Source organism: Streptomyces botrytidirepellens (genome assembly GCF_003721215.1).
Taxonomy (GTDB): domain Bacteria; phylum Actinomycetota; class Actinomycetes; order Streptomycetales; family Streptomycetaceae; genus Streptomyces; species Streptomyces himastatinicus.
In genome coordinates this window covers 16946-41547 of sequence record NZ_RIBZ01000242.1, presented here as the reverse complement: position 1 = coordinate 41547, position 24602 = coordinate 16946, and the positions used below count along the sequence as shown (strand labels likewise).

Here is a 24602-nt window from a genome sequence, read left to right as displayed (position 1 = left end):
GGGTCCAGCGTGGCGCTTGGCTTGGGCGAGCCCGCCGACTTGGGCTGCCTTGCGCTGGGCGCCCCGGCTCCGCACCCTTCCGCGGCTGTCCTCCCCCCCCCCGCGGCCCACGGGCTGGGGCCCAAGCCGCTCCGCGGCTCCGCTCCGAGCGCGGCCTTCGGGCCGGGGGCCTGGGGCAGACGTGCCCCACCACCCAGCCCCTCCGGCGTTTGAGGAGCGGGGGCCGGGGCGGAGCCCCTCACGCGGCGGAGCCGCATATCGAATGCGACGGGAAGGGGCGGGCTGGGGAAAGAGACGCCCCCGCCCATCACAGCGTCGACCGCAACCACTGCTCCACACTCGCCACGTGCACCGTCGCCCACGACCGCGCAGCCTCCGCATCCCGATCCCGCAGCGCCCCCAGGATCGCCCGGTGCTCATGGAGCGTGCGGCTGACCGCGTCCTCCTGCGTGAGACCGCGCCAGACGCGGGCGCGGGTCGTGGGGCCGGAGAGTCCGTCCAGGAGGGAGCAGAGCACGGAGTTGCCCGACGCGTGGACAATGCCCCGGTGGAATTCGAGGTCGCAGGCGACCAGCTCCTCCACCGAGGGCGCCTCGCCGAGCGCGTCCAGCTGGGCGCCGAGCGCGTCCAGTTCGGCGTCGCTGATCCGGCTACAGGCCTGCGCCGTGGCCGCGGGCTCCAGGATGCGGCGCACCGCCAGGAACTCCAGCACGGTGTCGTCTCGGTGGAAGTCCACGACGAAGCTCAGCGCCTCCAGCAGCAGCTGGGGGTCGAGGCTGGTGACGTATGTACCGTCGCCCTGCCGCACGTCGAGGATGCGGATCAGGGACAGCGCGCGGACGGCCTCGCGCAGCGAATTGCGGGACAGGCCCAGATCCGCGGCCAGCTCGCTCTCCTTGGGAAGCCGGTCACCCGGGCGCAGCGCACCCGAGACGATCATGCCCTTGATTTTTTCGATCGCCTCGTCGGTGACCGCCATGATGGACCTCCGGGTCAAACATCCGATGTATGGGTCCATTATGACGCGCGCGGACCGGCGGCGTCTTCCGGGGACGCCGCCGGTCCGTTTCGGTCCGCTGTCGGCTACTGCCGAGGTGGCTCAGAAGGTGAAGGGGCCCGGGGACTGGGCCGTGGTGGCGGTGCAGTTGACCGTGATCAGGCCGAAGACCACCAGCTTGAGCGACTTGGCCTCCAGCACGTCGCCCGCGGCCACGGTGCCCTTGAGCGGGCCGGTGGTCACGTCGGCGCCGGTCTTGATGGCCGGGTTGGCGTTGCCGGTGAACGTCGTGGTGCCGGAGCCGTTCTTCGACAGCGTCAGGGTCGAGCTGACCGCGCCCGCCGGAATGTCGATCGGCGCCTTGACGGCCGCCGAGGACAGGGTGATGGTCGCGGCGGTGCCGCTCTGTGTGGCGGTCAGCGTCGCCAGGCCGGAACCGTACGTTCCACAGTCGGCCGTCAGGGTCGCGGTGGTCGGGGTGACCGCGACCGCGCTCGGCGCCAGCGCGAGCGCGCCGGCGGCCAGTGCTGCTGTTCCCATTGCCGTGCCGATCCCGAGCTTGATGCGTCTCATGGGACTGCCTTCCGGAGTGGGGGAAGTGAGCGGTGGGCTTGTGGGGGGTGCGTCCGCGCTTCCTGACTGCCCGTCATGCGTGGACGGAGCTATTGATACCCGTGGCGTCGAAGAAGGCAAGAGTGAGTCCGCAACTTTTTAACTCACGAGTAAGGTCGCGCCCCGCGCACGGCCCCACGGCCCCGCGCACGGCCCCGCCCACAGCCCCCGCACACACCGACGGCCGGGCGAGAAGAAGCGTCTTCTCACCCGGCCGTCAACCGAGCCGTCGACAGAGCCGTCGACAGAAGCGTCAGCCGCGCTTGGCCAGCAGCTCCTCGACCCGACCGCGGATGGCGTCGTCGTCCAGGCCGCGGATCGTCAGCGTGGTGCGGCGGCGCAGCACGTCGTCCGCGGTCTGCGCCCACTCGTGGTCACGGGCGTAGACGACCTGGGCCCAGATCTCCGGGGCGTCCGGGTGGATCCGCTCGGCGAGCGCCGCGTCGCCGCTCGCCAGCCGCGCGATGTCGAAGGAGAGCGAACCGTAGTGGGTCGCCAGGTGGCGCGCGGTGTCCGCGGCCATGCGCGGGCCGGGCGTACCGCCGTCCACCAGCAGCCGGTGGGCGACCGCGTGCGGATTGGCGAGCCCGGGCAGCGGCATGTGCTTGGGCAGCTGCTTGACCGGCTCCATGTCGTCCGCGAGCGGACGGCCCGGCAGCTGGGCGAGCTTGCTCATCACGGTGCGGCCGATGTGGCGGAAGGTGGTCCACTTGCCGCCCGCTATGGAGAGCATGCCGCCCTTGCCCTCGGTGACGACCGTCTCCCGCTTGGCCTTGGCGGTGTCGCCGGGGCCGCCGGGCAGCACCCGCAGCCCCGCGAACGCGTAGGTGATCAGGTCGCGGGAGAGCTGCTGGTCGCGGATGGAGAACGCGGCCTCGTCCAGGATCTGGGTGATGTCCGCGTCGTTGACCGCGACATCGGCCGGGTCGCCCTCGTACGGCTCGTCGGTGGTGCCGAGCAGCAGCATGTCCTCCCAGGGGAGGGCGAAGGTGATGCGGTACTTGTCGATGGGCGTCGCGAGCGCCGCCCGCCAGGGGGAGGTGCGCTTGAGGACCAGGTGGGCGCCCTTGGAGAGCCGGATGGACGGCGCCGCGTTCGGGTCCTCCATCCGCCGCAGGTGGTCCACCCAGGGGCCGGTGGCGTTGAGCACCAGCCGGGCGTTGACGCCGAACTCGGTGCCGTCGGTGCGGTCCCTCAGCTCCGCGCCGGTGACCCGGCCGTCCGTCTTGCGCAGCCCGGTGACCTCGGCGTGGTTGAGCACGGTGGCGCCCGCGTCGACCGCCGCCCGGACCGTCATCAGGGCCATGCGGCTGTCGTTCATCTGCCCGTCGCCGTACACGGCGACCGCCCGCAGCCCCTCGGTGCGCAGCTCCGGCACGTCCCGCGCGGCCTTCTCGGCGTTGATCACATGGCCGACGCCGTCGCGGAACGCGGAGAGCGCCGAGTACGCGAAGACGCCCGCGCCCAGCTTGGCCGCGCCGTGCGGGCCGCCCTTGTAGACCGGCAGGTAGAAGGTGAGCGGGTTGGACAGGTGCGGCGCGACGCTGCGCGAGACGGCGCGCCGCTCGAAGTGGTTCTCGGCGACGAGCTTGACCGCACCGGTCTGGAGGTAGCGCAGGCCGCCGTGGAGCAGCTTGGAGGAGGCGGAGGAGGTGGCGCCGGCGAAGTCGCCGGCGTCCACCATGGCCACCCGCAGTCCGGACTGCGCGGCGTGCCAGGCAGTGGTGATGCCCAGGATGCCGCCGCCGATCACCAGGAGGTCGTACGAAGCCTTGGACAGCTGTTCCCGGGTTTCGGCGCGGGTCGGGTGCGAACCGGCAGCCGGGTGCGTCCCGAGGGAAGGAACGCTCTGCAGGGGGGTCATTGAGATTACTCCTCGTCCTCGATCCAGCCCATGGTCCGCTGCACGGCCTTGAGCCAGTTCTTGTACTCGCGGTCCCGTACGTCCGCGTCCATACGGGGGGTCCACTCGGCGGCCCGGCGCCAGTTGGCGCGCAGCGCGTCGGTGTCCGGCCAGAAGCCGACGGCCAGGCCGGCGGCGTAGGCGGCGCCGAGGCAGGTGGTCTCGGCCACCATCGGGCGCACCACGGGTGCGTCGAGGGCGTCCGAGAGGGTCTGCATCAGCAGGTTGTTGGAGGTCATTCCGCCGTCGACCTTGAGCGCGGTCAGCTCGACGCCGGAGTCCTTGGTCATCGCGTCGACGATCTCGCGGGTCTGCCAGGCGGTGGCCTCCAGCACGGCCCGCGCGATGTGCGCCTTGGTGACGTAGCGGGTCAGGCCCGCGATCACGCCGCGCGCGTCGTCGCGCCAGTACGGGGCGAACAGCCCGGAGAACGCGGGCACGAAGTACGCGCCGCCGTTGTCGTCCACCGAGCTGGCCAGGGTCTCGATCTCGGCGGCGCTGTTGATCAGCCCCATCTGGTCGCGCATCCACTGCACCAGCGAACCGGTGACCGCGATGGAGCCCTCCAGGGCGTACACCGGCTTCTGGTCGCCGATCCGGTAACCGACGGTGGTCAGCAGGCCGTTGTAGGAGTTGACCGGCTTGTCGGCGGTGTTCATCAGCAGGAAGGTGCCGGTGCCGTACGTGGACTTGGCCTCGCCCTCGGCGAAACAGGTCTGGCCGAACAGGGCCGCCTGCTGGTCGCCGAGCGCGGAGGCGACGGGCACGCCCTGGAGGACGCCCTCGGCGGTGCGCCCGTACACCTCGGCGGAGGAGCGGATCTTCGGCAGCACGGCGGCCGGGATCTCCATCGACGTCAGGATCTTCTGGTCCCAGTCGAGGGTGTGCAGGTTCATCAGCATGGTGCGGGAGGCGTTGGTGACGTCGGTGACGTGCACGCCGCCGTTGACCCCGCCGGTCAGGTTCCAGATGACCCAGGAGTCCATGGTGCCGAAGAGGATGTCGCCCGACTCGGCGCGCTCGCGCAGCCCGTCGACGTTGTCGAGCAGCCAGCGGATCTTGGGTCCGGCGAAGTAGGACGCCAGGGGGAGGCCCGTCTCGCGGCGGAAGCGGTCCTGGCCGACGTTGCGGCCCAGCTCCCGGCAGAGCGCGTCGGTGCGGGTGTCCTGCCAGACCAGCGCGTTGTGCACCGGCTCGCCGGTGTTCTTGTCCCACAGCAGGGTGGTCTCGCGCTGGTTGGTGATGCCGATCGCCTTGACGTCGGCGGAGGTGATCCCGGCCTTGGTGATCGCGCCGGTCACGACCTCCTGCACGTTCTGCCAGATCTCGGTCGCATTGTGTTCGACCCAGCCCGGCTTGGGGAAAATCTGTTCGTGCTCCTTCTGGTCGACCGAGACGATGCGCCCGTCCCGGTCGAAGACGATGCAGCGGCTGGACGTGGTGCCCTGGTCGATGGCGGCGATGAACGGACCGTGTCCGTGGGAGGAGGCGCTCGTGGTGTGGGTGTCGGTCATGGTGGGTTGCTCTCCTGCGAGTCCGATGGGGTGGGGGCTAGGCGAAGGCGATCTCGTAGATGCCGCCGGCGATGGCTCCACCGAGGAGCGGGCCGACGACGGGGATCCAGGCGTAGCCCCAGTCCGACCCGCCCTTGTTGGGCAGCGGCAGGAGGGCGTGCACGATGCGCGGGCCCAGGTCACGTACCGGGTTGATGGCGTAGCCGGTCGGGCCGCCGAGCGAGAGGCCGATGCCGACCACGACCAGGGCGGTGATCAGGACGCCGATCACGCCCAGGCCCTTGCCCTCGCCGTTCAGGCCCTGGGTGAGGATGGCGAGGACCAGCACGACGGTGGCGATGATCTCGGTGACCAGGTTCTGGGCGGTGTTCCGGATCTCCGGGCCGGTGGAGAAGATCCCCAGCACCGGGCCCGCGGCGCCCGCCTGGGCGGCGTCGGCCTTCTTCGTGTCCTGGGCGCCCGGACCGCCGACCACCGCGCGGTCGGTGAGGTGCGCCTGGAAGTGGCCCACGTAGGCGAACCACACCAGGACCGCGCCGATCATGGCGCCGAGGATCTGCCCGAGGAAGTAGATCGGTACGTCGCCCCACTCGGTGCCGCCCGAGATCGCGAGACCGAGCGTCACCGCCGGGTTGAGGTGCGCCCCGGAGAGCGGCGCCGAGATGTACGCGCCCGTGAGGACGGCGAAGCCCCACCCGAAGGTGATCGCCAGCCATCCCGCGTCGAACGCCTTGGATCGCTTCAAGAGAACGCCTGCGACGACACCACAGCCGAGCAGGGTGAGCACGGCGGTACCGATGGTCTCGCCGATGAAGATGTCGGAGCTGGACACCCGCGACTCCTTTGTCCTTCGTCCAGGGGAAGGCGAACCCCCGGTCCCGCCGGAGATCCGCGCCCTCATGGGAGGGCGTTGGTCGGCCCGCGGCGAGTCCACCATAGCGAATATTGTCGTCAGGTGTTCGACAATGCCGACCGATGAACGGCAGTTTTCTTCACGGCGAAGACCCCGTCAAGGGTCGTGTGGAGGAAAACTCGGGAGGATGTGAAACCGTGATGAGGGACCATAGACCTGGCCAAAGGTCCTGGTCAGGACGGGCGATCAGGCTCCCGGTCCAGGTGGGACGCGCTCCGGTCCGGGGTCGGGGCGGGGTCTTCCGGGAGGGGTCGGGGTCAGAACCGTCCCGCGCCCAGATCGCGGGAGACCGCCCGCGCGCAGTCCCGTACGGCGGCGATCAGCTCCGAGCGCAGCTCCCCGTCCTCGCACACCCGCTCCACCGCGCCCGTGATCCCCACCGCCCCCACCGGCAGCCGCCGCCGGTCGTGCACCGGGGCCGCGACCGACGCGACGCCCTCCCAGGTCTCCTCCACGTCCGAGCCCCAGCCGCGCGCCCGCGTGAGCGCGAGGACGCCCTCGAACGCGTCCGTCTCGGTCACCGTGCGCTTGGTGAACGGCTTCCGGTCGCCCTCGGCCGCCTCGCTGTGCGCCACCGGGTCGTACGCGGACAGCACCTTGCCCAGCGCGGTGGAGTGCAGCGGCTGCATGGCGCCGACCTCCAGCACCTGACGGCTGTCGTCCGGCCGGAAGACATGGTGGACGATGAGGACGCCCTGCTGGTGCAGCACGCCGAGGTAGACGCTCTCGCCGCTGGAGCGCGCCAGGTCGTCCGTCCACACCAGGGCGCGGGCGCGCAGCTCGTGGACGTCCAGATAACTGTTGCCCAGCCGCAGGAGCTCGGCGCCCAGCTGGTAGCGGCCCGAGTTCTCGTCCTGCTCGACGAACCCCTCCTGCTGGAGGGTGCGCAGGATGCCGTGGGCGGTCCCCTTGGCGAGCCCGAGGGTGGAGGCGATGTCGGACAGTCCCAGCCGGCGCTCGCCGCCGGCGAGCAGGCGTAGCATCGCGGCAGCGCGCTCCAACGACTGGATGTTCCGTGCCATCGCCAACCTCCTGACTGCGGTTCGACAATGCTGAACACTATCGGTCCATGCCGACTCCGCGGTACACACAGCCAAACGTAAACGATCACCAGTCCGCGGCGGCCGACCGGAGGATGTGAGTCCGGGTGCTGGGACGGCCCCCTGCGCTCTTGCCCCCGGCAGCTAGGCTGGCCTGGTGCGCCCTTGCCAAGTGAGGGCGCAAAGCCGACAGCCGTCGCACTCCAGGGAGCACATCCATGGCCTCGCACACGTCATCGTCCGCATCCGCCGCCCGAATCGACGCCCTCCGCGAGGCACTCGCCTCCCGCGTGGTGGTCGCCGACGGTGCGATGGGCACGATGCTCCAGGCGCAGGACCCCAGTCTCGACGACTTCCAGCAGCTCGAGGGCTGCAACGAGATCCTCAACATCACCCGCCCCGACATCGTCCGCTCGGTCCACGAGGCGTACTTCGCGGTGGGCGTGGACTGTGTCGAGACGAACACCTTCGGCGCCAACCACGCGGCGCTGGGCGAGTACGACATCCCCGAGCGGGTCTACGAGCTGTCCGAGGCGGGCGTCCGGATCGCCCGCGAGGTGGCCGACGAGTTCGCCGCCGACGGGCGCCACCGCTGGGTGCTCGGCTCGATGGGCCCCGGAACCAAGCTCCCCACCCTCGGCCACGCCCCGTACACCACGCTGCGCGACGCCTACCAGCAGAACGCCGAAGGCATGATCGCCGGTGGTGCGGACGCCCTCCTGGTCGAGACCACCCAGGACCTGCTCCAGACCAAGGCCGCGATCCTCGGCGCCCGCCGCGCCCTGGACGCCACCGGCGCGGGCCTCCCCATCATCTGCTCGGTCACCGTCGAGACCACCGGCACCATGCTGCTGGGCTCCGAGATCGGCGCGGCGCTGACCGCCCTGGAACCGCTCGGCATCGACATGATCGGCCTCAACTGCGCCACCGGCCCGGCCGAGATGAGCGAGCACCTCCGCTACCTCGCCCGCCACTCGCGCGTGCCGCTGTCCTGCATGCCGAACGCGGGCCTGCCGGTGCTCGGCAAGGACGGCGCCCACTACCCGCTCACCCCGTCCGAGCTGGCCGATGCCCAGGAGACCTTCGTCCGCGAGTACGGCATGTCGCTGGTCGGCGGCTGCTGCGGCACCACGCCCGAGCACCTGCGCCAGGTCGTCGAGCGGGTCCGCGACCTGACCCCGGCCACGCGCGAGCCGCGCCCCGAGCCGGGCGCGGCCTCGCTGTACCAGACGGTCCCGTTCCGTCAGGACACCTCGTACCTGGCCATCGGCGAGCGGACGAACGCCAACGGGTCGAAGAAGTTCCGCGAGGCCATGCTGGACGGCCGCTGGGACGACTGCGTGGAGATGGCCCGCGAGCAGATCCGCGAGGGCGCCCACCTGCTCGACCTGTGCGTCGACTACGTCGGCCGCGACGGCGTCGCCGACATGCAGGAGCTGGCCGGCCGCTTCGCCACCGCCTCCACCCTGCCGATCGTGCTGGACTCCACCGAGGTGGACGTCATCGAGGCGGGCCTCGAGAAGCTGGGCGGCCGCGCGGTCATCAACTCGGTCAACTACGAGGACGGCGACGGCCCCGAGTCCCGCTTCGCCAAGGTCACCCGGCTCGCCCGCGAGCACGGCGCCGCGCTGATCGCGCTGACCATCGACGAGGAGGGCCAGGCGCGCACGCCGGAGAAGAAGGTCGAGATCGCCCAGCGGATCATCGCCGACCTCACCGGCAACTGGGGCATCCACGAGTCCGACATCCTCATCGACACCCTGACCTTCACCATCTGCACCGGGCAGGAGGAGTCCCGCAAGGACGGCATCGCCACCATCGAGGCGATCCGCGAGCTCAAGCGCCGCCACCCGGACGTGCAGACCACGCTGGGCCTGTCGAACATCTCCTTCGGCCTCAACCCGGCCGCCCGCATCCTGCTCAACTCCGTCTTCCTGGACGAGTGCGTCAAGGCCGGGCTGGACTCGGCGATCGTCCACGCGAGCAAGATCCTGCCGATCGCGCGGTTCGACGACGAGCAGGTCACCACGGCCCTCGACCTGATCTACGACCGCCGCGCCGAGGGCTACGACCCGCTCCAGAAGCTGATGGCGCTCTTCGAGGGCGCCACCGCCAAGTCCCTCAAGGCGGGCAAGGCCGAGGAACTGGCCGCCCTGCCGCTGGACGAGCGCCTCCAGCGGCGCATCATCGACGGCGAGCGCAACGGCCTGGAGGCCGACCTCGACGAGGCGCTCCAGGAGCGCCCGGCGCTGGAGATCGTCAACGAGACGCTGCTGGCGGGCATGAAGGTCGTCGGCGACCTGTTCGGCTCCGGCCAGATGCAGCTGCCGTTCGTCCTCCAGTCCGCCGAGGTGATGAAGACCGCGGTGGCCCACCTGGAGCCGCACATGGAGAAGTCCGACGACGAGGGCAAGGGCACCATCGTGCTCGCCACCGTCCGCGGCGACGTCCATGACATCGGCAAGAACCTCGTGGACATCATCCTGTCCAACAACGGCTACAACGTGGTCAACCTCGGCATCAAGCAGCCGGTCTCCGCGATCCTGGACGCCGCCCAGGAGCACCGCGCCGACGTCATCGGCATGTCCGGCCTGCTGGTGAAGTCCACGGTGATCATGAAGGAGAACCTGGAGGAGCTGAACCAGCGCAGCCTGGCCGCCGACTACCCCGTCATCCTCGGCGGCGCCGCCCTCACCCGCGCCTACGTCGAACAGGACCTCCACGAGATCTACGAGGGCGAGGTCCGCTACGCCCGCGACGCCTTCGAGGGCCTGCGCCTCATGGACGCCCTCATCGCCGTCAAGCGCGGCGTCCCCGGCGCGGAGCTGCCCGCCCTCAAGCAGCGCCGGGTGCCCAAGCGGGACGCGGCCCTGAGCGACCCGGAGCCGGAGGGCCCGTCGCGCTCGGACGTCGCCACCGACAACCCGGTGCCCACCCCGCCCTTCTGGGGCACCCGCGTCGTCAAGGGCATCCAGCAGGTCGACTACGCCTCCTGGCTGGACGAGGGCGCGCTGTTCAAGGGCCAGTGGGGGCTCAAGGAGGCCCGCACCGGCGACGGGCCGAGCTACGCGGAGCTGGTGGAGTCCGAGGGCCGCCCGCGGCTGCGCGGCTGGCTGGACAAGCTGCGTACGGAGAACCTGCTGGAAGCCGCCGTGGTCTACGGCTACTTCCCCTGCGTCTCCAAGGGCGACGACCTCGTCCTGCTCAACGAGGACGGCAGCGAGCGCACCCGCTTCACCTTCCCGCGCCAGCGCCGGGGCCGCCGGCTGTGCCTGGCGGACTTCTTCCGGCCCGAGGAGTCCGGCGAGACCGATGTGGTCGGCCTCCAGGTCGTCACCGTCGGCTCGAAGATCGGCGAGGCGACCGCGGACCTGTTCGCCGCCGACTCCTACCGCGACTACCTGGAGCTGCACGGGCTGTCCGTACAGCTCGCCGAGGCGCTCGCCGAGTACTGGCACGCCCGGGTCCGGTCCGAGCTGGGCTTCGCGGGGGAGGATCCCGGCGACATCGAGGACATGTTCGCGCTGAAGTACCGCGGCGCGCGCTTCTCGCTCGGCTACGGCGCCTGCCCGGACCTGGAGGACCGGGCGAAGATCGCCGAACTGCTGGAGCCGGAGCGGATCGGGGTGAAGCTCTCCGAGGAGTTCCAGCTGCACCCCGAGCAGTCGACCGACGCGATCGTCATCCATCACCCGGAGGCGAAGTACTTCAACGCCCGGTAACCGGCGGGCGCCCGACAGGAGGCGCCGCGACGCGCCGCGTCGTAGACTGGTCGATCCGGTAGAGGCCGGTCGTCTTCCACATTGTGGAAGGGGGCCGGCCTTCGTGCCCCGTATCCGGAGGTGTTTGGATGACCAGCAGCATCCCCGCCGTCGCCACCCGTACGGCCGAAGGCTCCGCCCTCCAGGCGGTCCTGCTCGACATGGACGGCACCCTGGTGGACACCGAGGACATCTGGTGGGACGCGGAAGTGTCGATCTTCGCCGAGCTGGGCCACGCCCTCGCCGAGGAGTACCGCCAGGTGGTGGTCGGCGGCCCGATGGCCCGCAGCGCCTCGTTCCTCATCGAGGCCACCGGCGCCGACATCGCGCTCGCCGAGCTGACCGGCCTGCTGAACAGCCGCTTCACCGAGCTGCTCGACGGCACCGTGCCCATGCTGCCCGGCGCGCGCCGGCTGCTCACCGAGCTGGGCGCGCACGGGGTGCCGACCGCCCTGGTCTCCGCCTCGCACCGCCGGGTGATGGACCGGCTGCTGCGGTCGATCGGCCCGGAGAACTTCGCGCTGACGGTCGCGGGCGACGAGATCGGCCGTACCAAACCGCACCCCGACCCGTATCTGTTCGCCGCCGCGGGGCTGGCCGCCGACCCGGCGCGGTGCGTGGTCATCGAGGACACGGCGACCGGGGTACGGGCCGCCGAGGCGGCCGGGTGCCGGGTACTGGCGGTGCCCTCCCTCGTGCCGATCGAGCCCGCGGCGGGCCGCACGGTCGTCGGATCGCTGGAAGAAGTCGATCTTCCATTTCTGCGCGGCCTGGTCACAGGAATGCACTGATCGGGCACTGAGCGTATGTCTGTAAATTGCAGACTGAATAAGGCGCTCCCCGTTTTTGTGCGGCGGCAGCGGCATTCCGGGCGTGATGTTTGTCACTGCATATGCCGTCGACAGATGGGGTGGGTATCTGCTGCGCGTCCTGTTTGATGCGATGTGGGCGCGCCCTTGTGTCCGGATTGATGACATGCCGTACGAAACGCGACCGCGTTCGAATATCGGGCGGACCTTTCGCGTTATCGGTGCGTGATATCGCCTCAACTTCGTTGTGTCTGAGCATGGCTGGCGCCTCGGACTAATCTCGTCGCGAGTGGTTGATCGATCGCAGGGAGACTCCCGACAATGAAGCGCAAGTCGCTCGCGCTGCCGGCCGTGGCGGGCCTACTGACGTCAGCGCTCACCGCATGCGGTGGACCCGACGGCTCGGGCGCTGACGACGGCGCCATCGTCCTGGGGAGTACGGACCGGATCGAGGCATCCAAGGCGGCGCCCGCCCCGCTGGACCCCGCCCAGGCATACGACTTCGCCTCGTGGAGCGTGCTCCACAACACCTTCCAGACGCTGATGCGGCTGCCCCGCTCGGGAACCGAGCCGATACCCGACGCCGCGCAGAAGTGCGGCTTCCAGGACCGGCAGAGCGAGCAGTACCGCTGCACCCTGCGCAGCGGGCTGAAGTTCTCAGGCGGCCACGCGCTCACCTCCGAGGACGTCAAGTTCTCCCTCGACCGGATGCTGCGCATCAAGGACCGCAACGGCCCGGTCTCCCTGCTCTCCAACGTCGACAAGGTGGAGACCCCGACCTCCCGCGAGGTCGTCATCCACCTCCGCGCGCCCGACGCGACCTTCCCGTCCAAGCTCACCACCCCGGCCGCGGCCATCCTGGACGCCGAGGCCTACCGGGGGAACGCGCTGCGCAAGGGCTTCAGCCTCGTCGGCTCGGGCCCGTACCAGGCGAAGACCGAGGTACGCGACGACCGGCTGGTGAAGGTGCTCTTCACCAAGAACCCGAACTACCGGGGCGATGTGGAGCCGGACAGCAACAAGGTCGAGATGCGGTTCTTCGACTCCGCACCGGCCATGGAGAAGGCGCTGGCCAAGGGCGACATCGACGTGGTGCACCGCGGCTTCTCGCCCGGCCAGATCGACGAGCTCAACAAGGGCGAGGTCGAGGGCGTCCGGCTCTTCGAGTCCTCCGGCCAGGGCATCCGCTACCTCGTCTTCGACACCGAAGCCCCGGTGGTCGGCACCAAGGCCGTACGGCAGGCCATCGCCCATCTGGTGGACCGGCAGGCGCTGGTGCGCGACGTCTACAAGCGGACCGCCGAGCCCCTCTACTCGCTGATCCCGAACAACGTCACCTCGCACACCAACTCGTTCTACAACGAGTACGGCGACCCCGACCCCGGCGCGGCCCGCACCGCCCTGCGCAACGCCGGGGTCAGCACCCCGGTGAAGCTGACCCTGACGTACACGACCGACCACTACGGTCCGGAGACGGCCCAGGAGTTCAAGGAGCTCCGGAGCCAGCTCAACCGCAGCGGTCTCTTCAAGGTCAAGATCAAGGGCGTCCGCTGGACCGAGTTCCGCCCCAACCTCCCCAAGCGCGCGTACGCCGCCTACGGCATGGGGTGGCTGCCGGACTTCCCGGACCCGGACAACTACATCGCGCCCTTCCTGACCAAGGACAACTTCCTCAACTCGCCCTACCGCGACAGCGCCGTGCAGGGCGAGCTGATCCCGCGGACCCGGCAGGAGAGCCAGCGCACCCGCGCGGCCGGAGACTTCCAGACCATCCAGAACACCGTCGCCGACGATGTGCCCTATCTGCCGCTGTGGCAGGGGAACACCTATGTGGCGGCCCGAGAGAACATCACCGGGGCCGAATACGCATTCGACTCCTCGACCATGCTTCAGCTCTGGGAGCTGGGTCGGGGAGCCAACAGCTGACGCAACGCCAGACGGGGGCCGGATAACGAGACGACGAAACTGTGAGGAAACCACCCGTGAGGAAACGTGACCAGTGGCTGGCAGCTCCCCTTGGAGCGGGACTTGCCGCCGCCCTGCTCACCGGCTGTGGGAGCGAGGACGGGGACACCGCGGGCAGCGGTGAGCACGTCGTCATGGGAATGTCGGACGAGGTGCTGGCAACCGACCCGGCATCCGGCTACGACCCGGGCTCCTGGCTGTTGTTCAACAACGTGTTCCAGTCGCTGCTGAGCTTCCCCAAGGGCGGCACCACCCCGCAGCCCGAGGCGGCGGAGAAGTGCGGCTTCAAGGACAACTCCAGCCAGGTCTTCACCTGCACCCTGCGGAACGACCTGAAGTTCTCCAACGGACATCCGCTGACCTCCGAGGACGTCAAGTTCTCGTTCGAGCGCACCATGCGGATCAACGACGAGAACGGCCCGGCGGTGATGCTCGCCAGCATCGGGAACATCAAGACCCCGGACGAGCGGACCGTCGTCTTCAACCTGAAGACCCCGGACGCCACCTTCCCGCAGAAGATCGCCTCCGGCGCCGGGTCCATCGTGGACCACAGCGCATACCCGGCCGACAAGCTGCGCACCGACAACAAGGCGGTCGGCTCCGGCGTCTACAAGCTGGACTCCTTCAGCAAGAAGGAGGCGGACTTCTCCGTCAACGGCCAGTACAAGGGCCCCGCCGAGGCCCAGAACACCGGCATGACCCTGAAGTTCTTCCAGGGCCGTCAGCAGCAGCTGAAGGACGCCGTCCAGAACGGCGACGTGGACCTGGCCTACCGCGGGCTGGCCATGAAGGACCTGGCCGACCTCCAGGCCGAGTCCCTCAGCGGCGGCAAGAACCTCAACGTCGTCGAGGGCACCGGCGCCGAGGTCCAGCACCTGGTCTTCAACATGAAGGACCCGGTCGCCGGAAAGCTCGGCGTGCGCAAGGCCATGGCGTACCTCCTCGACCGCTCCACCCTGGTCCGGGACGTCTACAAGCGCACCGCCGAGCCGCTGTACTCGGTCGTCCCCGCCGGCATCACCGGCCACAACACGGCCTTCTTCGACAAGTACGGCGACCGGCCGCAGCCGGAGAAGGCCGAGCAGGCGCTGCGCGACGAGGGCATCACCGACAAGGTCAAGCTCACCCTGTGGGGCACCCCGATCCGCTACGGCCCCGGCACCGTCCCGGGCCTGCACGAGATCGCCAAGCAGCTCAACGCCAGCGGACTGTTCGACGTCGACGTGAAGAGCACCGACGTCGCCACCTACGAGAAGGGCGTGGCCCAGGGGGACTACCCCGTCTACGTCAAGGGCTGGGTGCCCGACTACCCCGACCCGGACAACTTCGTCGCCCCGTTCTTCGGCACCGACAACGTCCTGGCCAACCACTACACCCAGGCGCAGCTCACCGGGCAGCTCATCCCGGCCACCGCGGGCCAGCCCAGCCGCGCGGCCACGGTCGGCGACTTCCAGAAGATACAGAACCTGGTCGCCGACGACGTGCCGATGCTGCCGCTGTGGCAGGGCAAGCAGTACGCGGTGGCCCAGGAGTCCATCTCCGGGCTCCAGTGGACCCTGGACGCCTCGACGGTCTTCCGCTTCTGGGAGATCAAGAAGTCGCCCACGGACTGACGCCCGGTCCCTCCCCGGCGCGCGCCTGATGCCTACTGCGCGCCGGGGCGGACCAGCCCGCTCTCGTACGCGTACACCGCGGCCTGCACCCGGTCCCGCAGCCCCAGCTTGGTCAGCACATGGCCCACATGCGTCTTGACCGTCGTCTCGCTCACGAACAGATCCGCCGCGATCTCCGCGTTCGACAGCCCCCGGGCCACCAGCTTCAGCACCTCGACCTCGCGCTCGGTGAGCGTGTGCAGGGTGTCCGGAACCGGCTCCTCACCCGACGGCAGATGCCCCGCGTACTTGTCGAGCAGTCGGCGCGTGATGCTCGGCGCCAGCATCGCCTCGCCCGCCGCCACCACCCGGATGGCCTGCACCAGCTCGGTGGCCGGCGCGTCCTTCAACAGAAAGCCGCTGGCCCCGGCGCGCAGCGCCTCCACCACGTACTCGTCGAGGTCGAAGGTGGTCAGCACCAGCACCTTCGCCGGACCGTCCCGCCCGGGACCGGTGATCTGCCGGGTCGCCTCCACCCCGTCCATCCGCGGCATCCGGATGTCCATCAGCACCACGTCGGGCTGGAGCGCCCGCACCTGGTCGAGGGCCTGAAGCCCGTCCCCCGCCTCGCCGACGACCGCCAGATCCTGCTCCGCCTCCAGGATCATCCGGAATCCGGTGCGCAGCAGCGGTTGATCATCGACCAGTAGGACGCGGATCGCCACGGGATCTCCTTCGCTAGACCGCGTCCATTCTGCCGGAGCCGTCACCCCCGGAGGGAGCGGGGGACAGAGGCGGGGACTGGGCCGGGACCACGGGCAGTGGATACACCGGGGGAGTGCCACCGAATTCCGGACAGTGCGCCTGGTGGTCGCACCAGCCGCACAGCTTGGTCCGGCGCGGCAGGAAGTCCCCCGACTCCGTGGCCAGCCGGATCGCCTCCCACAGGGCCAGCACCTTGCGCTCCACCCCGAGCAGATCCCGCTCCTCCGGGTCGTACGTCAGCACATCGCCGCTGCCCAGGTAGACCAGCTGGAGCCGGCGCGGCACCGTGCCGCGCAGGCGCCACAGCACCAGCGCGTAGAACTTCATCTGGAACAGCGCCTCGCCCGCGTAACTCGGCGCGGGCGCCTTCCCCGTCTTGTAGTCGACGATCCGTACGTCCCCGGTGGGCGCGATGTCCACCCGGTCGATGATCCCGCGCAGCGTCAGCCCCGACTCCAGCGCGGTCTCCACGAACAGCTCCCGCTCGGCGGGCTCCAGCCGGGTCGGGTCCTCCAGCGAGAACCACCCCTCCACCAGCTTCTCCGCCCCCGCCAGCCACTCGGCCAGCCGCTCCGGGGACTCCGCGCCGTCCTCCTCCTGGAACAGCTCCGCCAGCTCCGGCTTGGCCGCCACCAGCCGCTCCCACTCGCCCGGCACCATCGCCCGAGCGCGCGGCGCGGTGCGCTCCGCCGCGGGCGCGTCGAACAGCCGCTCCAGCACCGCGTGCACCACCGTGCCCCGCGTCGCGGCGGCGCTCGGCTTCTCCGGCAGTTTGTCGATCACCCGGAAGCGGTACAGCAAGGGGCACCGCATGAAGTCGGCCGCACGGGACGGCGAGAGCGACGCGGCGCGGCCGGACTGCGGTGCCCCGTCCGCCTGTTCGGGCTGCCCTGAGGTGATTCCCATGGCGAAGACCCTACGACCCGCCACCGACAGCCGGACGCATACCATCGACGTCCGAGCCCCTCGCACTGCATGATCGTGGGGACCGTATCAAAACAGGGTGCGACGGACGCATCCGACGAGGGGACACCGTGGACAACAGCGGGCAGCGGCAGTCCGGCGACGGGGGAGCGGACCGCACGACCGAGCCCGAGGCGGACAAGCCGCGCCGCCCACGCGAGACGGGCGGCGGCATCCTGATGGGGCGCCCCTTCGGCGTACCCGTCTACGTCTCGCCCAGCTGGTTCCTCGTGGCCGCCCTCATCACCTGGGTCTTCGGCGGCCAGCTGGAGCGGGTGCTGCCGGAGCTGGGCGCCGCCCGCTATCTGGTGTCGCTCTTCTTCGCGGTCGCCTTCTACGCCTCCGTCCTGGTCCACGAGCTGGCCCACACCGTGGCCGCCCTGCGCTTCAAGCTGCCGGTCCGCCGGATCCAGCTCCAGTTCTTCGGCGGCGTCTCGGAGATCGAGAAGGAGTCCGAGACCCCCGGCCGGGAGTTCGTCCTCGCCTTCGTCGGCCCGCTGCTCTCCCTGGTCCTCTCCGGGGTCTTCTACCTCGGCATGCTGGTCGTGGAGCCCGACTCGGTCCCCGGGGTGCTGCTCGCCGGGCTGATGATCTCCAACCTCATCGTGGCCGCCTTCAACCTGCTGCCCGGCCTTCCGCTGGACGGCGGGCGGATGCTGCGGGCCGTCGTCTGGAAGATCAGCGGCAAGCCCATGGCCGGCACCGTCGCCGCCGCCTGGACCGGCCGGGCGCTCGCCGTCGCCGTCCTGGTGGGCCTGCCGCTGCTCACCCAGGCGGGCGGCCTCGGCGGGGAGCCGAAGGACTTCGGCAGCGTCGACTCGCTCACCGACGCGCTGCTCGCCGCCATACTGGCCGCGATCATCTGGACCGGCGCGGGCAACAGCCTGCGCATGGCCCGGCTGCGCGAGCGCCTGCCGGACCTGCGCGCCCGCAACCTCACCCGGCGCGCCGTGCCCGTCGCGGCCGACACCCCGCTGTCCGAGGCGCTGCGGCGGGCCAACGAGGCGGGGGCGCGCGCCCTGGTCGTGGTGGACGGCCACGGCGCCCCGACCGCCGTGGTGCGGGAGGCGGCCATCGTCGGGGTCCCGGAGCACCGGCGCCCCTGGGTCGCGGTCAGCGGCCTCGCCCAGGACATCAAGGACGGCATGCGGGTCTCCGCCGAGCTGACCGGCGAGGAGCTGCTGGACACCCTGCGCGCCACCCCCGCGACCGAGTACCTGGTGGTGGAGGAGACGGGCGAGATCTACGGCGTGCTCTCCACGGCCGACGTCGAGCGCGCCTTCGTCAACGCCATGGCGCGCACCCCGACTGCCTGATGTGAGGCTCGCTCGCCTCCGGGCGCTCGGGTCCCCTGCCGACGCTCCTCGACACTGCGCTCTGTCGCTCGTACCTCGCTCCGACGCTTGGTCTCGTCACTTTCGGCAGGAGCGCGCCCTTTGGCGCTCGCCTGAGGGCCTCGGGCGGCTGCCCTCGGGTGCCCGTGAGGCCCGCCGTCCCGGGCAGGCTCCCGCTGCCGGTAGGCTGTTCACATGTCCGAACCGACCGGTGCCGCCCGCCGTCGCGGGCCCTTCCAGGTCGGGGACCAGGTCCAGCTCACCGACCCCAAGGGACGCCACTACACGTTCACGCTCGAAGCCGGGAAGAACTTCCACACCCACAAGGGATCCTTCCCCCATGACGAGCTGATCGGCGCCCCCGAGGGAACTGTCGTGCGCACCACGGGAAACGTCGCGTACCTCGCGCTGCGTCCCCTGCTCCCCGACTATGTCCTGTCCATGCCACGCGGTGCCGCCGTGGTCTACCCCAAGGACGCGGGGCAGATCCTGGCGATGGCCGACATCTTCCCCGGCGCACGCGTCGTCGAGGCGGGCGTCGGCTCCGGCTCGCTCTCCACCTTCCTGCTGCGGGCCATCGGCGACCAGGGCATGCTGCACTCCTACGAGCGCCGGGCCGACTTCGCCGAGATCGCCTCCCAGAACGTCGAGCGCTACTTCGGCGCCCCGCACCCCGCCTGGCGGCTGACCGTCGGCGACCTCCAGGACAACCTGTCCGACACCGACGTCGACCGCGTCATCCTGGACATGCTCGCCCCCTGGGAATGCCTGGAAGCGGTGTCCAAGGCGCTCGTGCCCGGCGGCATCCTGTGCGCCTACGTCGCCACCACCACCCAGCTGGCCCGCACCGTGGAGTCCATCCGCGAACACGGCACGTTCAACGAACCGTCCGCCTGGGAGACCATGGTCCGCACCTGGCACGTCGAGGGCCTCGCCGTACGCCCCGACCACCGGATGATCGGCCACACCGGCTTCCTCCTCACCGCCCGCCGCCTCGCCGACGGCGTGGAGCCGCCGCTGCGCCGCCGCCGGCCCGCCAAGGGCGCGTACGGCGACGACTACCCCGGCTACGGCAGCGGGAAGGACACCGGCACCCCGGACGGCAAGCGCGGCGCCTCCGGCGGTCAGGACGCGGCCGACCGCGGCTGAACCCCGCCAACCACTCGGCGCGGCCACCGACTTCCCCCGTGCGGGGCGGTGGCCGCGCCGGTGTGAGATGTGGCACGATGCGGAGCACCCCCTCCGCCGCAGCCATCTCATGGAGTCGTCCCGCGTGCAGTCTCTGGGCCCGGATCTCGCGCACACCCGCCCCCGCCTCGGGCACTGGATCGCGACCGCGGCCGCCGTGGCCGCCGTCGTCGCCGGAGCGTCGGCCTTCCAGCCCTCCGACGCCAAGGCCACCTCGGCCCCCACCACCCTCTCCGCGCCCAGCACCGGCGGCCTGCCGGCCGCACAGGCCCCCGACCCGCGCGCCGCGCACTACCCGATGGACTGCGGCCGGGCCCGCCCCGGAGTGGTGGACCGGGCCTCGGGAGACCTCGACGGCGACGGGCGGCCGGAAACGGTCGCCGTGGTGCGCTGCGAGACTGCGGCCGGCAACCCGCCCAGCGGCCTCTACGTGCTCGCGCAGCCGACCCGCAAGGGCGCGGCCCCCCGGATCGTGGCGACCTTCGTCGATCCGAAGGAGGGGATGAGTGTCCAGGATTTCGCGGTGCGCGGAACGAAGGTTTCGGCCACTTTGCTGGGCTACTCGACCACGAAGGTGCCGCGCTGCTGTCCCGACCTCCAGCGCAAGGTCAACTGGCAGTGGAAGGACGGCGAGTTCGTCCTGAAGGCGCTGCCCGTTCCGGGGAGTGTCTGACCGGTCACGCGGCGTTCCCCTCCGCGCCCCGGCCGCGCGGCGCTTGGCGCTACTCGGCGTCCGGGCCGTACACCTCGACCTTGTCCGCGGCACGCCGCACATGGATGCAGTCGCCCGGGCACTCCTTGGCCGAATCCACGACCTCGGTGAGCAGCGGCAGCGGCACCTTGGTGGTCGCGCCCTTGTCCTGGAGAAGCTCGTCGTCGGCGCTCTTGACGTAGGCTAGACCGTCGATGTCGAGTTCGAAGACCTCGGGCGCGTACTGGGCACAGATCCCATCCCCCGTGCACAGGTCCTGGTCAATCCAGACTTCAAGATCGCCGAGCTCCTCGTTCCGCACGGTGCGTCGCCTGCCGTTCCCTCGATACGCGATTCAACATTGACTAAATATCGCCAGCCCTGGCGGGTGTTGACCGGGTCGACGATACAACCGCTCGCTTTCCGATGTTGTTGGGTGGGTATTCACCTGGCGTGAGGGAGTGCGCAAGGGTGAAGATCGGACACACGCCGACCGGGTTTGTGATCTAGGGGTTTCAACCCGCACCGGCCCAGGTAGGGTCAGGAAGCGTCCAGCTCCCCTTGGAGGAGGTGAGGACCGTGGCAGCCCACGACGACGACATCAACCGCGGCATCCGGCCGGGGCGGGGGTCTGACGACCCCGCCGGTCAGGTTGCCTATCTCGAGCAGGAAATCGCCGTCCTGCGCCGCAAGCTCGCCGACTCTCCGCGTCACACGAGGATTCTCGAAGAGCGGATCGTCGAGCTGCAGACCAATCTGGCGGGAGTCTCCGCCCAGAACGAGCGGCTCGCGAACACCCTCCGTGAGGCCCGCGACCAGATCGTGGCCCTCAAGGAGGAGGTCGACCGGCTCGCCCAGCCGCCGGCCGGTTTCGGTGCCTTTCTGCAGGCGAACGAGGACGGCACAGCCGACATCTTCACCGGAGGCCGTAAACTCCGCGTGAATGTCAGCCCAAGCGTCGAGCTCGATGACCTCCGGCGAGGCCAGGAGGTCATGCTCAACGAGGCGCTCAACGTGGTCGAGGCCATGGAGTTCGAGCGCGCCGGGGACATCGTCACCCTCAAGGAGGTCCTTGAGGACGGCGAGCGGGCCCTGGTGATCGGGCACACCGACGAGGAGCGCGTGGTGCGGCTCGCCGAGCCGCTGCTGGAAACCACCATCCGCCCCGGTGACGCCCTGCTGCTGGAGCCCCGGTCCGGCTACGTCTACGAGGTCGTGCCGAAGAGCGAGGTCGAGGAACTCGTCCTCGAAGAGGTTCCGGACATCGACTACACCAAGATCGGCGGCCTGGGAAACCAGATCGAGCTGATCCGGGACGCGGTCGAGCTCCCCTACCTCTACCCCGACCTCTTCAAGGAGCACGAACTGCGGCCGCCCAAGGGCGTGCTGCTGTACGGCCCGCCCGGCTGCGGCAAGACGCTGATCGCGAAGGCCGTCGCCAACTCCCTTGCCAAGAAGGTCGCCGAAGTCACCGGCAAGCCCGCGGGGAAGAGCTTCTTCCTCAACATCAAGGGCCCCGAGCTGCTGAACAAGTACGTCGGTGAGACGGAGCGGCACATCCGGCTGGTCTTCCAGCGCGCCCGGGAGAAGGCCAGCGAGGGCACGCCGGTCATCGTCTTCTTCGACGAGATGGACTCCCTGTTCCGCACCCGCGGCTCCGGAGTCAGCTCGGACGTGGAGAACACCATCGTCCCGCAGCTGCTCTCCGAGATCGACGGTGTCGAGGGCCTGGAGAACGTCATCGTCATCGGCGCCTCGAACCGCGAGGACATGATCGACCCGGCCATCCTGCGCCCCGGCCGTCTCGACGTGAAGATCAAGATCGAGCGTCCGGACGCGGAGGCCGCCAAGGACATCTTCTCGAAGTACCTGACCGCCACCCTGCCGGTCCACACGGACGACCTCGCCGAGCACGGCGGGTCCCCCAAGGCCGCCATCGCCGGCATGATTCAGTCGGTCGTCGAGCAGATGTACGCGGAATCCGAGGAGAATCGCTTCCTGGAGGTCACTTACGCCAATGGTGACAAGGAAGTCCTCTACTTCAAGGACTTCAACTCCGGCGCCATGATCCAGAACATTGTGGACCGGGCGAAGAAGATGGCCATCAAGGCATTCCTCGACCACAACCAGAAGGGCCTTCGGGTCTCCCATCTGCTCGCCGCCTGCGTGGACGAGTTCAAGGAGAACGAGGACCTGCCGAACACCACGAACCCGGACGACTGGGCCCGCATCTCCGGTAAGAAGGGTGAGCGGATCGTCTTCATCCGCACCCTGGTCACCGGAAAGCAGGGCGCGGACACGGGACGCTCCATCGACACGGTGGCCAACACCGGTCAGTACCTGTAACACCGCTGTCCGGCTGCGGATGTCCTGGACGGGGCATCCGCAGCCGGATGCGCTTTTCGGACGGCATTCATCGTATGAGTCCTACGAGCCCCACCGGAGCAATGACTGTCATGATCTCCGCAGCACCGCACAGCCGTATCCGGCTCGCCGGTACCGCCGCGGCCCCGCGGCGCGGCGGCTCGGAGGCCGGTTGCGGACCGGAAGCGCAGCGGTACTTGAGCGCCGGCCCCGGCCTGGGGCCGCGCCGGGCAAGGAGGGCCGCATGACCGTACGGCGCGTGATGGGAATCGAGACGGAGTACGGGATCTCCGTCCCGGGGCACCCGAACGCCAATGCCATGCTCACCTCATCCCAGGTCGTCAACGCCTACGCGGCGGCGATGCACCGGGCGCGCCGCGCCCGCTGGGACTTCGAGGAGGAGAACCCGCTGCGGGACGCCCGCGGCTTCGACCTCGCACGTGAGTCCGCGGACGCCAGCCAGCTCACGGACGAGGACATCGGCCTGGCCAACGTCATCCTCACCAACGGTGCGCGGCTCTACGTCGACCACGCGCACCCCGAGTACTCCGCGCCCGAGGTCACCAACCCGCGGGACGCGGTGCTCTGGGACAAGGCGGGCGAGCGCATCATGGCCGAGGCCGCCATGCGCGCCGCCGAGCTGCCCGGCGCCCAGCCGATCCACCTGTACAAGAACAACACCGACAACAAGGGCGCGTCCTACGGCACGCACGAGAACTACCTGATGAAGCGGGAGACCCCCTTCTCGGACATCGTGCGCCACCTGACGCCGTTCTTCGTCTCCCGCCAGGTCGTCACGGGCGCCGGACGCGTCGGCATCGGCCAGGACGGGCACGAGCACGGCTTCCAGATCAGTCAGCGGGCCGACTACTTCGAGGTCGAGGTGGGTCTGGAGACCACCCTCAAGCGGCCCATCATCAACACCCGCGACGAGCCGCACGCCGACGCCGAGAAGTACCGCCGGCTCCATGTGATCATCGGCGACGCCAACCTCTCCGAGCTGTCGACCTACCTCAAGCTCGGCACCACCGCGCTGGTGCTGTCGATGATCGAGGACGGCTTCATCGCCGTGGATCTCGCGGTGGACCAGCCGGTCCGCACGCTGCACCAGGTCTCGCACGACCCGACGCTCCAGCGTCTGATCACGCTGCGCAGCGGCCGTACGCTCACCGCCGTACAGCTCCAGATGGAGTACTTCGAGCTGGCCCGCAAGTACGTCGAGGACCGCTTCGGCGCGGACGCCGACGACCAGACCCGGGACGTGCTGACCCGCTGGGAGGACGTGCTCAACCGGCTGGAGCGCGATCCGATGTCCCTGTCCGGCGAGCTGGACTGGGTGGCCAAGCGCGAGCTGCTGGAGGGCTACCGCAGGCGCGACAACCTGGAGTGGGACGCCGCCCGGCTCCACCTGGTGGACCTCCAGTACGCGGACGTACGGCCCGAGAAGGGCCTGTACAACCGGCTGGCGGCGCGCGGCAAGATGAAGCGGCTGCTGGACGACTCCGACGTGGCACGGGCCCAGAACAAGCCCCCGGAGGACACCCGCGCCTACTTCCGCGGCCGCTGCCTGGAGCAGTACGCGGACGACGTGGCCGCGGCCTCCTGGGACTCGGTGATCTTCGACCTCCCGGGTCGTGACTCTCTGCAACGGGTCCCCACGCTGGAGCCCCTCCGGGGCACCCGCAACCACGTCAAGGAACTACTGGACCGCTGCCGCACGGCCGAGGATCTGGTGCGGGTGCTGTCCGGAGGCTGAAATGGCCTCCGACCGGGAATCATCGTGGTGGCCTCCGCGCGTTGTAGCGAGTGGGAGGCCGATGTCGGACCCTGCTTGTAGGGTCTGATCTTGAGACCGATCGAATCAGCGGGCGAACCGAGCGGGGTGAGGGACATGGCGACCAAGGACACCGGCGGCGGTCAGCAGAAGGCGTCGCGCCAGACCGAGGAGGTCGAGGAGCAGGCGCAGGACGCACAGGCCGCGGAGGATCTCAAGGAGCGGCAGGAAAAGCTCTCCGACGACGTCGATTCCGTGCTGGACGAGATCGACGACGTCCTCGAGGAGAACGCGGAGGACTTCGTGCGGTCCTTCGTGCAAAAGGGCGGAGAGTAAGGCGCGTCCCCCTCCGTCCTGTGTCCTCATCGAGAGGACGCAGGACGGATGACTTCCATGGCCAGGGGTAAGGTCCGATCA

At 69.9% G+C, this 24602-nt stretch carries 19 protein-coding genes; 10 read left to right on the top strand and 9 right to left on the bottom strand.

Annotation, left to right across the window (positions count from 1 at the left end; genetic code table 11):
* Positions 1-307 precede the first annotated feature (307 nt).
* The 6 genes from EEJ42_RS18920 to EEJ42_RS18895 all read right to left on the bottom strand — a co-directional run bounded on the left by EEJ42_RS18920 (position 308) and on the right by EEJ42_RS18895 (position 6961).
* Positions 308-979, bottom strand: a complete 672-nt coding sequence (locus EEJ42_RS18920) for a FadR/GntR family transcriptional regulator (protein ID WP_123101094.1) — start codon at positions 977-979, stop codon at positions 308-310.
* A 120-nt stretch (positions 980-1099) separates the two neighbouring features.
* A complete protein-coding gene (locus tag EEJ42_RS18915) occupies positions 1100-1570 on the bottom strand; it encodes a hypothetical protein (protein WP_123101093.1) in 471 nt (156 codons plus the stop codon).
* 292 nt (positions 1571-1862) lie between these two features.
* On the bottom strand, positions 1863-3473 hold the full coding sequence (locus EEJ42_RS18910) for a glycerol-3-phosphate dehydrogenase/oxidase (RefSeq protein WP_123101092.1): 1611 nt from the start codon (positions 3471-3473) through the stop codon (positions 1863-1865).
* Positions 3474-3478: 5 nt separating this feature from the next.
* Complete coding sequence (glpK, locus tag EEJ42_RS18905) at positions 3479-5026, bottom strand: glycerol kinase GlpK (RefSeq protein WP_123101091.1); 1548 nt, start codon at positions 5024-5026, stop codon at positions 3479-3481.
* Positions 5027-5063: 37 nt separating this feature from the next.
* Entirely contained in the window at positions 5064-5858 is a 795-nt protein-coding gene (locus EEJ42_RS18900; RefSeq protein WP_123101090.1) for an MIP/aquaporin family protein, read from the bottom strand.
* Between the two features lie 338 nt (positions 5859-6196).
* Entirely contained in the window at positions 6197-6961 is a 765-nt protein-coding gene (locus EEJ42_RS18895; protein WP_123101089.1) for an IclR family transcriptional regulator, read from the bottom strand.
* 236 nt (positions 6962-7197) lie between these two features.
* On the opposite strand from EEJ42_RS18895, the gene metH reads away from it, so the two are divergent.
* From metH to EEJ42_RS18875, 4 genes are all read left to right on the top strand, one after another.
* Complete coding sequence (gene metH / locus EEJ42_RS18890; protein WP_123101088.1) at positions 7198-10701, top strand: methionine synthase; 3504 nt, start codon at positions 7198-7200, stop codon at positions 10699-10701.
* A 128-nt stretch (positions 10702-10829) separates the two neighbouring features.
* The gene (locus EEJ42_RS18885) at positions 10830-11531 is read left to right on the top strand and encodes an HAD family hydrolase (protein WP_123101087.1); all 702 of its coding nucleotides are present in this window, start codon (positions 10830-10832) and stop codon (positions 11529-11531) included.
* Positions 11532-11870: 339 nt separating this feature from the next.
* Entirely contained in the window at positions 11871-13475 is a 1605-nt protein-coding gene (locus EEJ42_RS18880; RefSeq protein WP_123101086.1) for an ABC transporter substrate-binding protein, read from the top strand.
* Between the two features lie 56 nt (positions 13476-13531).
* Positions 13532-15127, top strand: a complete 1596-nt coding sequence (locus EEJ42_RS18875) for an ABC transporter substrate-binding protein (protein WP_123101085.1) — start codon at positions 13532-13534, stop codon at positions 15125-15127.
* Between the two features lie 32 nt (positions 15128-15159).
* Here EEJ42_RS18875 and EEJ42_RS18870 read toward each other — a convergent pair whose 3' ends face one another.
* Complete coding sequence (locus EEJ42_RS18870) at positions 15160-15831, bottom strand: response regulator (RefSeq protein WP_009719179.1); 672 nt, start codon at positions 15829-15831, stop codon at positions 15160-15162.
* Between the two features lie 13 nt (positions 15832-15844).
* The gene (locus EEJ42_RS18865; RefSeq protein ID WP_246096919.1) at positions 15845-16777 is read right to left on the bottom strand and encodes a RecB family exonuclease; all 933 of its coding nucleotides are present in this window, start codon (positions 16775-16777) and stop codon (positions 15845-15847) included.
* 128 nt (positions 16778-16905) lie between these two features.
* Between EEJ42_RS18865 and EEJ42_RS18860 the strand changes: the two genes are divergently transcribed.
* The 3 genes from EEJ42_RS18860 (at position 16906) to EEJ42_RS18850 (ending at position 20029) form a co-directional block, all read left to right on the top strand.
* Positions 16906-18150, top strand: a complete 1245-nt coding sequence (locus tag EEJ42_RS18860) for a site-2 protease family protein (RefSeq protein ID WP_123101083.1) — start codon at positions 16906-16908, stop codon at positions 18148-18150.
* A 213-nt stretch (positions 18151-18363) separates the two neighbouring features.
* The gene (locus EEJ42_RS18855; RefSeq protein ID WP_123101082.1) at positions 18364-19317 is read left to right on the top strand and encodes a tRNA (adenine-N1)-methyltransferase; all 954 of its coding nucleotides are present in this window, start codon (positions 18364-18366) and stop codon (positions 19315-19317) included.
* A gap of 109 nt (positions 19318-19426) precedes the next feature.
* Positions 19427-20029, top strand: coding sequence for a hypothetical protein (locus EEJ42_RS18850; RefSeq protein ID WP_123101104.1), 603 nt, complete (start codon positions 19427-19429; stop codon positions 20027-20029).
* A gap of 49 nt (positions 20030-20078) precedes the next feature.
* Here the strand turns inward: EEJ42_RS18850 and EEJ42_RS18845 are convergent, their stop codons facing one another.
* Positions 20079-20369 carry a ferredoxin gene (locus EEJ42_RS18845; RefSeq protein WP_055553393.1) on the bottom strand — a complete coding sequence of 97 codons (291 nt, stop codon included), beginning with the start codon at positions 20367-20369 and terminating at the stop codon, positions 20079-20081.
* A gap of 257 nt (positions 20370-20626) precedes the next feature.
* Between EEJ42_RS18845 and arc the strand changes: the two genes are divergently transcribed.
* From arc to EEJ42_RS18830, 3 genes are all read left to right on the top strand, one after another.
* A complete protein-coding gene (gene arc / locus EEJ42_RS18840; protein WP_123101081.1) occupies positions 20627-22393 on the top strand; it encodes a proteasome ATPase in 1767 nt (588 codons plus the stop codon).
* Positions 22394-22655: 262 nt separating this feature from the next.
* The gene (gene dop, locus EEJ42_RS18835) at positions 22656-24167 is read left to right on the top strand and encodes a depupylase/deamidase Dop (RefSeq protein ID WP_123101080.1); all 1512 of its coding nucleotides are present in this window, start codon (positions 22656-22658) and stop codon (positions 24165-24167) included.
* Between the two features lie 135 nt (positions 24168-24302).
* Entirely contained in the window at positions 24303-24521 is a 219-nt protein-coding gene (locus tag EEJ42_RS18830; protein WP_123101079.1) for a ubiquitin-like protein Pup, read from the top strand.
* Positions 24522-24602 lie beyond the last annotated feature (81 nt).